The following is a 12,260-nucleotide window of genomic DNA, read 5'->3' as shown; positions in this document are numbered from 1 at the left end:
GAATAGACTATCGATTCGACTTTCTTGATAGAAAAACGGGAACTCCGATGCCCACGCTTGCTCTAAGGAATTAGCACTCATCTTGCGGGAGTGCTAAGATGGCCCACGGAATCTCATTCGAGACCGGGGGTTTGTCCCTGATTCCAAAGGAGTTTTTTAGTGAGCAACGCCCTGACCCTCCCGAACACCCTGAGCCCCACGCCGGCCAAGGCCGAATCGGCAGGCTCGCTGGCGCTCGCAGCCCAATCGATGTTGCCCGGCCAGCTCGGCAACATCGACGCGTATATCCAGGCCGTCAATCGTATTCCGCTGCTGACGGCCGAAGAGGAACGCCAGTACGCAACCGAATTCCGTGAAGGCAACAATCTCGACTCGGCACGCCGCCTCGTGCTGTCGCACCTGCGGCTCGTCGTGTCGATCGCGCGCAACTACCTCGGCTACGGCCTGCCGCACGGCGACCTGATCCAGGAAGGCAACATCGGCCTGATGAAGGCCGTGAAGCGCTTCGATCCGGCTCAGAACGTGCGTCTCGTGTCGTACGCGATCCACTGGATCAAGGCCGAGATCCACGAGTACATCCTGCGTAACTGGCGCATGGTGAAAGTCGCGACGACGAAGGCGCAGCGCAAGCTGTTCTTCAACCTGCGCAGCCACAAGAAGAGCATGCAGGCGATGACGCCCGAGGAAATCGACGGCCTCGCGCAAGAGCTCAACGTCAAGCGCGAAGACGTGACCGAAATGGAAACGCGCCTGTCGGGCGGCGACATCGCGCTCGAAGGGCAGGTCGAAGACGGCGAGGAGTCGTACGCGCCGATCGCCTACCTAGCCGACTCGCACAACGAACCGACCGCCGTGCTCGCCGCGCGTCAGCGTGACACGCTGCAGACGGACGGCATCGCGCAGGCACTCGACGCACTCGACGCGCGCAGCCGCCGCATCATCGAGGCGCGCTGGCTGCACGTCGACGACGACGGCTCGGGCGGCTCGACGCTGCACGATCTCGCCGCCGAGTTCGGTGTGTCGGCGGAACGCATCCGCCAGATCGAAGCGAGCGCCATGAAAAAGATGCGCACCGCCCTCGCCGAATACGCGTAAATCGCTGCGATTTAGAGCGCTTCATCAAAAACCGCTGCCCGACCGGCAGCGGTTTTTTTTCGCCCGTCTTTTCTCCTGCTTTTCATTCGCTTCTCCGCCCGCTTCATCACTCGTTTCCGCGCCGATTAATTGACCTGATTCGTCAGGCAATAGGCCGTTTGCAGGCCCCTTCCGCATAACCTTGATCTGCCTCAAGTTTCGGCCCGTGTTTCGCGACGGTCTGCCGCAGCGCAGCACTCGGAATCGGAAAGCCGTCCTTTTAAAATTGGCATGTCAGGCGCAAAAGGATTAAAACAGCTTCACGGCCGTCATAAATCCGACGTAAAGTCGCCCCAAATTCGACGTAAATCGATTCAGGATAATCGCCTTGATCTCGATCAATAAAGAGCCCGCGCCGCCTCCCCCGCGGCCGGCCGGCACGATCGGCTGGCGCGCGCGCATCGCCGCGTGGGCTCGCGGCCCCACCCTCGCCCGCGACATCACCCTGGTGCTGATCGTCAAGCTGATCCTCCTGATGTCGCTCAAATACGCATTCTTCAATCATCCGCAGGCCGAGCACATGGCGCTTGCGCCTGCCGTCGTCGCCGAGAAACTGCTCTCGGTACCGGCGCCAGCACCCACCGAGGGAGACCACCATGATAAGTAGTGAAGTCGTCGATCTGTCGCGTCTGCAGTTCGGCATCACGGCGCTCTACCACTTCCTGTTCGTGCCGCTGACGCTCGGCCTGTCCTGGCTGCTCGTCATCATGGAAGCTGTTTACGTGATGACCGGCAAACAGGTCTACAAGGACATGACCCAGTTCTGGGGCAAGCTGTTCGGCATCAACTTCGCGATGGGCGTGACCACCGGCATCACGCTCGAATTCCAGTTCGGCACGAACTGGTCGTACTACTCGCACTATGTCGGCGACATCTTCGGCGTACCGCTCGCGGTCGAAGGCCTGATGGCGTTCTTCCTCGAATCGACGTTCGTCGGCCTGTTCTTCTTCGGCTGGAACCGCCTGTCGAAGGTCAAGCACCTGATGGTCACGTTCCTGGTCGCGCTCGGCTCGAACCTGTCCGCGCTGTGGATCCTCGTCGCGAACGGCTGGATGAACAACCCGGTCGGCGCCGAGTTCAACTATCAGACGATGCGCATGGAGTTGACGAACCTGTTCGACGTGCTGTTCAACCCGGTCGCGCAGGTGAAATTCGTGCACACGGTGTCGGCCGGCTACGTGACGGCTGCGATGTTCGTGCTCGGCATCTCGTCGTGGTACCTGCTGAAAAAGCGCGACACCGATTTCGCGCTGCGCTCGTTCGCGGTCGCGGCCGGCTTCGGCCTCGCGTCGACGCTTTGCGTGATCGTGCTCGGCGACGAGTCGGGCTACACGACCGGCGAAGTGCAGAAGATGAAGCTCGCCGCGATCGAGTCCGAATGGGAAACGCAGCCGGCGCCCGCCTCGTTCACGCTGATCGGCCTTCCGAACCAGGAAGCGCAGCGTACCGACTACGCGATCAGGATTCCGTACGCGCTCGGCCTGATCGCGACGCGCTCGGTCGACGAACCCGTGGTCGGCCTGCGCGAACTCGCGAAGCACAGCGAGGAGCACATCCAGAGCGGGATGATCGCGTACGGCGCGCTGCAGAAGATGAAGGAAGGCGACGCGAGCGCGGCCACGCGCGAACTGTTCGACCAGCACAAGCAGTATCTCGGCTACGGGCTGATGCTCAAGCAGTTCACGCCGAATGTGGTCGATGCGACGCCCGAGCAGATCAAGGCCGCCGCCATGAAGACGATCCCGCCGGTCGCGCCCGTGTTCTTCTCGTTCCGGATCATGGTGTTCCTCGGTTTCCTGTTCCTCGCGACCTTCGTCGCCGCGTTCTGGTTCTGCGCGCGCCGCCAGTTGCTGCAGGACAACCGCCGCTGGTTCCTGCGCTATGCGGTGTGGGCGATTCCGCTGCCGTGGCTCGCCGCGGAATTCGGCTGGGTCGTGGCCGAGCTCGGCCGCCAGCCCTGGACGATCGCGGGCATCCTGCCGACGCATCTGTCCGCGTCGAGCCTGACGCCCACGGACCTGTACCTGAGCCTCGCCGGTTTCATCGCGTTCTACACGGTGCTGTTCGTCATCGAGATCAAACTGATGTTCAAGTACGCGCGCCTCGGCCCGTCGTCGCTGCATACCGGCCGTTATCACCACGAAATCGCGGCCGCCAGCGAGCGCGCCCCGGCGTGAGCACGCACTTGAAACGGAACAAGGAATCGCTATGGACTATGCAACTCTCAAGCTGATCTGGTGGCTGCTCGTCGGCGTGCTGCTGATCGGTTTCGCCGTCACCGACGGCTTCGACATGGGCGCGACCGCGCTGCTGCCGTTCCTCGGCAAGACCGACGAGGAACGCCGCATCATCGTCAACACCGTCGGCGCGACGTGGGAAGGCAACCAGGTGTGGCTGATCACGGCCGGCGGCGCGATGTTCGCGGCCTGGCCGCTCGTCTACGCGGCGTCGTTCTCCGGCTTCTACTTCGCGATGCTGCTCGTGCTGTTCGCGCTGTTCTTCCGGCCGGTGGGCTTCGACTACCGCAGCAAGCGGCCGGACCCGCGCTGGCGCGCGGGCTGGGACTGGGGCCTGTTCGTCGGCGGCTTCGTGCCGGCGCTCGTGTTCGGCGTCGCGTTCGGCAACCTGCTGCAAGGCGTGCCGTTCAAGTTCGACAGCGACCTGCGCGTGACCTACTACGGCGGCTTCTGGGCGCTGCTGAACCCGTTCGCGCTGCTGTGCGGGCTCGTCAGCCTCACGATGCTCGTCGCGCACGGCGCGGCCTTCATCAAGATGAAGACGGAAGGCGTGATCGCACGTCGCGCATCGGTCGCATTGCGGGCGGCGTCGTTCCTCGCGGTCGTGCTGTTCGTACTGGCCGGCGTGCTGGTCGCGTCGACTATCGGCGGCTTCCACATCACGCACGCCGCGCCGACCGATACGGTCGCGAACCCGCTGCTCAAGGACGTCGCTGCCGGCTCGGGCCTGTGGCTCGCGAACTACGGCGAGTATCCGTGGATGATCGCGGCGCCCGTCGTCGGGATCGCGGGCGGCCTGTTCGCACTGCTGCTCGCCGGCTCGAAGCAGGAAAAGACGGCGTTCTTCTGCACGGGCCTGATGATCGTCGGCGTGATCCTGACCGCCGGCTTCTCGATGTTCCCGTTCATCATGCCGTCGTCGCTCGACCCGCGCAGCAGCCTGACCGTGTGGGATTCGACGTCGAGCCACATGACGCTGCAGGTGATGCTGTTCGCGGTGATCGTGTTCCTGCCGCTCATCCTGCTCTACACGAGCTGGGTGTATCGCGTGATGCGCGGCAAGGTCACGCGCGAAGTGCTCGAAGAGAACAAGCATTCGATGTATTGATGCTTTGAACCGGGCCGGGGGCGCGCACGCGCCCTCTCCCACCGTTTCGCAAGGAGTCGGATCATGTGGTATTTCAGCTGGATTCTCGGTATCGGCGTCGCGCTGTCGTTCGGCATCGTCAATGCGATGTGGCTCGAAGCGCGGCAGAAGACGCAGGAAGCACGCGTTCGCCGCGACTGACGCGTATGCGGCCGATCGCGCCGCCGCCGTCCCGAAGGAACCTCGCCTCGCGCGAGGTTTTTTTTCGTCCCGGCCGGACAGGCCCAGCGTGCCGATGCCAATTTAGCGCCAGATTGATACCACTTGAATACCAATAAAAGGTTTCATAAGATCTTTGGACACGGCCGCAGACAGGCCGAATCCATCTGGTGGGGGAGACATGCGAAACCCGTATGTGGCGCGCGCATGCGCGCTGTCTCGTCGTCGATTCGTCCGCGTGGATCGCGTGCGCGCCTTTGCCATCGGGCGCGCCGCCGCGGCAGCACCCGCCGCTGCCGCGCGCCGCCGATGAAGACGCGTACCCGCCCGCGCCGATCCGACCGGCACGCCTGCCCGCCACCCGTTCCGTAACGCACGCGCCCGCGTGCCGACTGCGCGCGGAGCAGCCGCATCGCCCGCGCACCCTGTTGTCCCCGCAGCTCCGTTGAAAGACCCGCTTGCAGCGACGTCATCCCGTGACGCCGCCACGCCCCCTTTTTTTCTCAGGAGTCCGCATGAACCGAACCTTGTCCACCCTGTTTGCCGGCCTGCTGGTCGCGACACTGTCGCCGGTCGCGCTCGGCGCGCTGCCCGCGTCGAGCGCCGTGGTCGCGGCGACCGGCGCCGTACGGCCCCCCGTGCCGCCGGCCGATCTCGCGGCGCGGCTGTCGAACGGCCTCGCGCTGCGCGTCGCCGTCGACAACAATCACGCGGCCGCGGCCGGCGTGCCGTGCGCCGATCTCGGCGCCGACGGCGCGGCCTGCGCGACGGGCCGCCTGATCCTGCAGAACCGCGGCCACCAGGCGATCGCCGACGGCGGCTGGAAGCTCTACCTGCACAGCATCCGCCGCCTGCTGCGGATCGACCGTCCCGGCTTCGCGCTGCGACGGCTCACCGGCGACCTGTACGAGCTGACGCCGCAGCCAGGCTCGGTGCGCCTTGCACCGGGCGAGCGCATCGAGCTGCCGTTCGTCGCCGAATACTGGCTGCTGCGCTACAGCGACGTGATTCCGCGCCCGTACGTGGTCGTCGATGGCGCGCCGCCCGCCGTGCTCCGCTACGACGACACCGACGACGAGCTGCGCTACGTCGAATCGCTGCCGGCCGACGCGCAGAACAACTCGACCGGCAATGCGCCGCCCGTGGCCGCGCGGCCCGATGCGAGCCGCGCGCTGCCGAGCGTGAAGCGCGAGCAGCCGCTGCCCGGCACGCTCGACCTGCGCGGCGTCGAGCTCGCGCTACCCGATCTACCGGACGCACAGGTCGCGGCGCTGCGCGAACGCGCGACGACACTCGGGCTCGACGGCGCGCGCGTGCCGGTGCGTGGCGCCGTCGCGCCGCGCCGGCTGCCGGCCGACATCGCGACGCCGGGCGGCTATCGGCTCGCAATCGGGCCGCGCGGCGTGCTGATCGAAGGCTACGATCGCGCCGGCCTCTACTACGGCGTGCAGACGCTCTACTCGCTCGCACCCGCCGGCGGCGGCCCGATCCCGGCGATGCGGGTCGAGGATGCGCCGCGCTTCACGCATCGCGGAATGCACGTCGATCTCGCGCGCAACTTCAAGCACCCGGCCACGCTGCGCCGCCTGATCGACCAGATGAGCGCGTACAAGCTCAATCGCCTGCACCTGCATCTGTCCGACGACGAAGGCTGGCGCATCGAGATTCCCGGCCTGCCCGAACTGACCGAGATCGGGGGACGCCGCTGCCACGACCCGAGCGAGACGCGCTGCCTGCTGCCGCAGCTCGGCTCCGGCCCGGACAACCGCTCGGGCGGCGGCTACCTGACGCGTGACGACTACGTGTCGCTGGTGCGCTACGCGGCCGCGCATTTCGTCGAGATCGTCCCCGAGATCGACATGCCCGCGCATGCGCGCGCGGCCGTCGTGACGATGGAGGCACGTTACAAGCGGCTGCATGCAGCCGGCCGCGAGCAGGAAGCGAACGCATACCGGTTGCTCGATCCGCAGGACACCTCGAACCTGACGACGGTGCAGTTCTACGACCGGCGCAGCGACCTGAACCCCTGCGTGCCGGGCGCGCTCAATTTCGCATCGAAGGTGATCCGCGAGATCGCCGCGATGCATGCCGACGCGCAGGCGCCGCTGCACATCTGGCACTACGGCGGCGACGAGGCGAAGAACATCTTCCTCGGCGCGGGCTTCCAGCCGCTGAACGGCACCGATCCGAACAAGGGGCGCATCGATCTCGCCGCGCAGGACAAGCCGTGGGCGCGTTCGCCCGCGTGCACGGCGCTGCTCCAGCGCGGCGAGATCAAGTCGATCGACGAGTTGCCGACGCGTTTCGCGCAACAGGTGAGCGCGGCGGTCAACGCGAACGGGATCGACACGATGGCCGCGTGGCAGGACGGCATCAAGCATGCCAACGGGCCGCAGGACTTCGGCACGCGCCACGTGATGGTGTCGCTGTGGGACACGATCTTCTGGGGCGCGTCGGATAGCGCACGCGACCTGAGCGGCAAGGGCTACCTGACGGTGCTGGCACTGCCCGACTACCTGTACTTCGACTTCCCGTACACGCTCAACCCGCGCGAGCGCGGCTACTACTGGGGCTCGCACGCGACGGACGAGTACAAGGTGTTCTCGCTCGCGCCCGAGAACCTGCCGCAGAACGCCGAAGTCATGGGCGACCGTGACGGCAACGCGTTCGAGGTCACGGGCACGGGCCCCGCGCCACGCATCGAGGGCATGCAGGGGCAGGCGTGGGGCGAGGTGATGCGCAACGACACCTTCCTCGAGTACATGGCCTATCCGAGGCTGCTCGCGCTGGCCGAGCGCGCCTGGCACCGGGCCGACTGGGAGCTGCCGTATGCGGCCGGCGTGCGCTTCAAGCGCGGCGACACGCATCACGTCGACATCGCCGCGCTGCAGCGCGACTGGGCCGGCTTCGCGACGCTGCTCGTGCAACGCGAATTGCCGAAGCTCGACCGGGCCGGCGTCGGCTACCGGAAGCCGACCTTCACGCTGACGAATCCGTGATCCACTGAGCGACCAGGCGATGCGCGATGCTGGCGGGCACATCGCACCTTCATTCGCACCAAGGAAAAACGGCTTGCGACGCATCGCAAGCCGTTTTCGTTTCTGCCGACCGGCGCGAACCCGCAGCGCGAATCCTGCCGGCCTTATTGCGTCATGCCGGCTGCGCAGCCGCCCCTCCGCCCGACGGCGGCAGGCGCGCGCCGAGCTGTTCGGCATAGCGTGCCGCCGCGTTGCCGCAGACGATGTGGAACGTGTCGAGCGACACCCACGCGACGTCGAGCGCACCGAGACGATCGCGATCGACCGCCGACGGATCGCGCACGACCACACGCAGGCGCGTGGTCGCGACCGCATCGAGCGACGCGACGTTGGTCGCGCCGCCGAACACCGCGAGCCAGCGCGTCGGCTCCGGATCGAGCGGGCCGGCGGCCGCGCCGGTGACGGGCTGCGCCGCGGCAGCCGTCGCCGTCGATGCCGCGCCCGCCGCGCCGCTGCCGATGGCGGCACGCATCTCGTCGGCGATGATGTCGGCCTCGGGCCCGATGATCACCTGCACGCTGTTGCCGCCGCGCTTGAGCACGCCGCGCGCGCCGATCGACTTCAGTTCCGGCTCCGAGACCTTCTCCGGATCGACGACGGTCAGGCGCAGGCGCGTCGTGCAGGCGTCGACGACCGACAGGTTGCCCGCCCCGCCGAGCGCGGCGATGTAGCGCTGCGCGCGCGGCGCGGCGCCGGCAGCCGGTGCGACGAAGCCGCCCGATGCGTACGATTCGACTGCCGAATCGGCCGATGCCGGCTCACGGCCCGGCGTGGCCATGTTGAACTTGCGGATGAAGAAGCGGAACAGTCCGTAGTACGCAGCGCCGTACGCGATGCCGAGCGGGATCGCGATCCAGCCCTTCGTCGACAGCCCGTAGTTCAGCACGTAGTCGATCGCGCCGGCCGAGAACGTGAAGCCGAGCTTTACGCCGAGGATCTGGCAGATCGCGAGCGACAGCCCCGTCAGCACCGCGTGGATCACGTACAGCACCGGTGCGAGGAACATGAAGCTGAATTCGATCGGCTCGGTCACGCCGGTCAGGAACGACGTGAGCGCCATCGAGAACAGCAGGCCGCCGACCATCGCGCGGCGTTCCTTCGGCGCTTCGTGCAGCATCGCCAGGCACGCGGCCGGCAGGCCGAACATCATGATCGGGAAGAAGCCGGCCATGAAGGTGCCCGCGGTCGGGTCGCCCGCGAAGAAGCGGTGCAGGTCGCCGTGCACGATCTCGCCGCCGGCGGGCGGCGTGAAGTTGCCGAACACGAACCATGCGAGCGAGTTGATGATGTGGTGCAGGCCCGTGACGAGCAGCAGGCGGTTCAAGAAGCCGAACACGAACGCACCGATCGCGCCCGCCGTCGTCAGCCACTGGCCGGCCGCGTCGATCGCATGCTGGACCGGCTGCCATACATACCCGAACACGATGCCGAGCACCACGCAGGCCAGCCCCGTGATGATCGGCACGAACCGTTTCCCGCCGAAGAACGCGAGGTAGTCCGGCAGCTTGATGTCCTTGTAGCGGTTGTACAGCAGGCCCGCCACGACACCCGCGATGATCCCGGACAGCACGCCCATGTTCAGCTTGGGATCGATGTCCTTCATGATCGCGGTTTCGATCAGGTAGCCGATCGCGCCCGCGAGCGCCGCCACGCCGTTGTTGTCCTTCGCGAAACCGACCGCCACGCCGATCGCGAACAGCAGCGGCAGGTTGTCGAAGATCGCGCCGCCGGCGTCGGCGATCATCTTGATGTTGAACACGTCAGGCTGACCGAGTCGCAGCAGGATGCCGGCAACCGGCAATACCGCGATCGGCAGCATCAGCGCCCGGCCCAGGCCCTGTATTTTCAGAAACGGATTCCCGTTCATTCAGTCCTCCAATCCTTGTCTCGTCGTTAAGCGTCGTTGACCTAATTGCTTTCGTAGTAAAACGGGTCGCGAGCCTGCCCTCGACGTTCAGTCGAGCGGCCAGACCTCGCGGCTTGCTGCCCTTACCGCCTGCGCCGAATCGAGTGCGAGCAGATCCTGCGCGCGCTGACGGCACAACTGGTAATCGAGACGGCGCACCCGCGCCTTGATGCCCGGCACCGACACCGGGTCGACCGACAGTTCGGTCACGCCGAGGCCGACCAGGATCGGCACCGCGAGCGGATCGCCGCCGAGCGCGCCGCACACGCCAACCCACTTGCCGTGCTTCGCGGCGCCGCGCACCGCGATGTCGATCAGGCGCAGCACGGCCGGATGCAGGCCGTCGGATTGCGCGGCCAGGTCGGCCTGGCAGCGGTCCATCGCGAGCGTGTACTGCGTCAGGTCGTTGGTGCCGATCGACAGGAAATCCGCGTGCTGCGCGAGCTGGTCGGCCAGCAGCGCGGCCGACGGCACCTCGATCATCACGCCGACCTCGATCGGCTCGGTGCGGCCCTGTGCGCGCGCGAACTCGTCGATACGCTTTCTCAGCCGCACGATCTCGCCCGCGTCGGTGACCATCGGCAACAGGATGCGCACCGCGCCGAACGGCTTCACCGCGAGCAGGCCCTGCAACTGATCGTCGAGCAGGTCGGGGCGCACCTGCGCGAGGCGGATGCCGCGCAGGCCGAGCGCCGGGTTCGGTTCGGGCGGCAGCGTCAGGTAGTCGACCTCCTTGTCGGCGCCGACGTCGAGCGTGCGGATGATCGCCGTGCGGCCCTGCAATGCGTCGACGATCGACTGGTAGCTCTGCTGGTGTTCGACGACCGTCGGCGCGGCCTGGCGATGGATGAACATCAGTTCGGTGCGCAGCAGGCCGACCGCGTCCGCGCCGTTGTCGATCGCGGTGTTCGCGTCGTCGAGCGTCGCGATGTTCGCGGCGACCTCGATCGCACGGCCATCGACGGTCGAGGCGGCAACACCCGCCAGTTGCCGGTTCGCCTCGCGCACACCGTCCAGGCGCTGGCGCTCGTGCCGCGCGCGCTCGACGTCGAGTGCGGTCGGCGCGTGCTCGAGCCGGCCCGCGCTTGCATCGACGACGACCTGCGTGCCGTCCGGAATCGCGTACAGTGCATCACCGACCGCGACCAGCGCCGGAATGCCGAGCTGCCGCGCGATGATCGCCGCATGCGACGTCGCGCCGCCGCGCGCCATCACGAGCGCGGTCACGCGCTGGCGATCGAGCGACGACAGGTCGGACGGCGTGAATTCCTCGGCCGCGAGCACGGCCTCGTCCGGCAGCGCACGCGCGGCGCCGTTCGTATGACCGAGCGCGCGCAGCACGCGCTTCTCGATGTCGCGCAGGTCGGCCGCGCGTTCGGCGAGCAGCGCATCGTCGAGCTTCGACAGCGTGTCGATCTGCGTGCGGATCGTCGCGCGCCATGCGAAGCCCGCGCTTTTGCCGAGGCTGATCAGGTCGCGCGCCGCGTCGATCAGCGTCGGATCCTCGAGCAGCACGCGGTGCACCGCGAAGATGCCCGCTTCGCCGACCGCGCCGCGCGCCGATGCGTTGCGCACCGTTTCGTCGAGTTCCGCATCGACGGACTTCAGCGCCTGGTCGAGCTGACGGCTTTCCGTGGCCGGCGTGCCGGCAGCCTGCTCGGGCGGCACGATTTCCGCATCGTCGAGACGCACCAGCGTGCCGACCGCGATACCGGGCGCCGCGCACACACCCGCGAGCGTGTTCGGGTCGATCGGCGCGCCGACGTTGCGCGCGACCGTCTGCGGCGCGGGCGACCTCAGCCGCGCCGGTTTTTCCTCGACTTCACCGTGCGCTTCGCGCAACAGCTCGTGCTCGACCGCATCGACAGCCTGCTGCGCGTGCGCGCCACGGCCGACCAGTTCGACCGTCGCGCCTTCCCCGGCGCCGAGGCCGAGCAGGCCGACGACGCTCGCGATCGATGCCTTGCGGCCGTCGAACAGCACGTCGACGGTCGCGTCGAACCCGCGCACGGCTTCACGTGCACGTGCGGCCGGCCGCGCATGCAGGCCGCCCGGCTGCGCCAGCACGATTTCGCGGCGCACTTCGTTCCCCGCCGCCGCGCTGGTTTGCGCTGCCTGCGCGGCCGCTTCGCCCTTGCCGCGCAACGCCAGCAACGGCGTCTCGCCGGCCGTCGCGAAACCGCTGGCGCGCTCGACGACCTCGAACGCATCCGAGTTCGCGATCGCGATCACCGACACGAGCGAATGCGCGCTGCGCGCCACCGCGTCCTGGTCGAACTCGATCAGCAGCGTGCCCGCCTCGACACGCGCGCCGGCCTCGACGTGCGCGATGAAGCCCTGCCCGTTCAGTTCAACGGTATCGATGCCGATGTGCAGCAGCACTTCCGCGCCTTGCGGCGTCGTGATCGTCACGGCATGGCCCGTGCGGGCGAGATGCGACACGACACCCGCGCACGGTGCGACGAGCTGGCCCGCGAGCGGGTCGATGCCGATGCCGTCGCCGAACATCCCGCCGGAGAACACCGGATCGGGCACGTCGGCCAGCGCGACGATCGGCCCCGTCAACGGGGCAAGCAGGACGATCTGATCGGGGGTGGGGCTCTTCAACTGGGACTCCTCGGCGCGTCTCATCGGCTGTC

General features: G+C 67.3%; 9 protein-coding genes. 6 read left to right on the top strand and 3 right to left on the bottom strand.

The features are described 5' to 3' along the window. Positions 1–159: 159 nt before the first annotated feature. A complete protein-coding gene (gene rpoH, locus LGN17_RS32920) occupies positions 160–1,095 on the top strand; it encodes an RNA polymerase sigma factor RpoH (protein WP_226201042.1) in 936 nt (311 codons plus the stop codon). Between the two features lie 24 nt (positions 1,096–1,119). Here rpoH and LGN17_RS32915 read toward each other — a convergent pair whose 3' ends face one another. Continuing rightward, the gene (locus LGN17_RS32915) at positions 1,120–1,290 is read right to left on the bottom strand and encodes a hypothetical protein (protein ID WP_226201041.1); all 171 of its coding nucleotides are present in this window, start codon (positions 1,288–1,290) and stop codon (positions 1,120–1,122) included. Positions 1,291–1,462: 172 nt separating this feature from the next. Between LGN17_RS32915 and cydP the strand changes: the two genes are divergently transcribed. The 5 genes from cydP (at position 1,463) to LGN17_RS32890 (ending at position 7,676) form a co-directional block, all read left to right on the top strand. Further along, positions 1,463–1,741: a cytochrome oxidase putative small subunit CydP gene (gene cydP / locus LGN17_RS32910; RefSeq protein ID WP_264166144.1), complete on the top strand. Its 279-nt coding sequence runs from the start codon at positions 1,463–1,465 to the stop codon at positions 1,739–1,741. Continuing rightward, positions 1,731–3,311, top strand: a complete 1,581-nt coding sequence (locus tag LGN17_RS32905) for a cytochrome ubiquinol oxidase subunit I (protein ID WP_226201040.1) — start codon at positions 1,731–1,733, stop codon at positions 3,309–3,311. The genes cydP and LGN17_RS32905 overlap by 11 nt, the downstream gene beginning before the upstream one ends. Before the next feature lie 31 nt (positions 3,312–3,342). Beyond that, positions 3,343–4,479 (top strand): cytochrome d ubiquinol oxidase subunit II, encoded by a 1,137-nt coding sequence (gene cydB / locus LGN17_RS32900; protein ID WP_226201039.1) that lies wholly within the window; start codon positions 3,343–3,345, stop codon positions 4,477–4,479. 63 nt (positions 4,480–4,542) lie between these two features. Then, positions 4,543–4,659: a cytochrome bd-I oxidase subunit CydX gene (gene cydX / locus LGN17_RS32895; protein WP_128849540.1), complete on the top strand. Its 117-nt coding sequence runs from the start codon at positions 4,543–4,545 to the stop codon at positions 4,657–4,659. Positions 4,660–5,192: 533 nt separating this feature from the next. Continuing rightward, positions 5,193–7,676 carry a family 20 glycosylhydrolase gene (locus LGN17_RS32890; RefSeq protein WP_226201038.1) on the top strand — a complete coding sequence of 828 codons (2,484 nt, stop codon included), beginning with the start codon at positions 5,193–5,195 and terminating at the stop codon, positions 7,674–7,676. Positions 7,677–7,827: 151 nt separating this feature from the next. On the opposite strand, the gene nagE is transcribed toward LGN17_RS32890, so the two are convergent. Further along, positions 7,828–9,582, bottom strand: a complete 1,755-nt coding sequence (gene nagE, locus LGN17_RS32885) for an N-acetylglucosamine-specific PTS transporter subunit IIBC (protein WP_226201037.1) — start codon at positions 9,580–9,582, stop codon at positions 7,828–7,830. Between the two features lie 87 nt (positions 9,583–9,669). After that, entirely contained in the window at positions 9,670–12,252 is a 2,583-nt protein-coding gene (gene ptsP / locus LGN17_RS32880; RefSeq protein ID WP_226201036.1) for a phosphoenolpyruvate--protein phosphotransferase, read from the bottom strand. Positions 12,253–12,260 lie beyond the last annotated feature (8 nt).

Source organism: Burkholderia sp. AU30280, from assembly GCF_020420125.1.
In the GTDB taxonomy this organism is placed as follows: Bacteria; Pseudomonadota; Gammaproteobacteria; order Burkholderiales; family Burkholderiaceae; genus Burkholderia.
The sequence above is the reverse complement of the archived record's forward strand: the minus strand, read 5'-3'. Positions and strand labels throughout refer to the sequence as shown.

Excerpts from the sequence above, each read along its gene's own strand:
- cydB (WP_226201039.1), top strand. The coding sequence starts at position 3,343 with ATGGACTATGCAACTCTCAAGCTGATCTGGTGGCTGCTCGTCGGCGTG.
- ptsP (WP_226201036.1), bottom strand. The coding sequence starts at position 12,252 with ATGAGACGCGCCGAGGAGTCCCAGTTGAAGAGCCCCACCCCCGATCAG.
- nagE (WP_226201037.1), bottom strand. The coding sequence starts at position 9,582 with ATGAACGGGAATCCGTTTCTGAAAATACAGGGCCTGGGCCGGGCGCTG.
- LGN17_RS32890 (WP_226201038.1), top strand. The coding sequence starts at position 5,193 with ATGAACCGAACCTTGTCCACCCTGTTTGCCGGCCTGCTGGTCGCGACA.
- LGN17_RS32905 (WP_226201040.1), top strand. The coding sequence starts at position 1,731 with ATGATAAGTAGTGAAGTCGTCGATCTGTCGCGTCTGCAGTTCGGCATC.
- cydX (WP_128849540.1), top strand. The coding sequence starts at position 4,543 with ATGTGGTATTTCAGCTGGATTCTCGGTATCGGCGTCGCGCTGTCGTTC.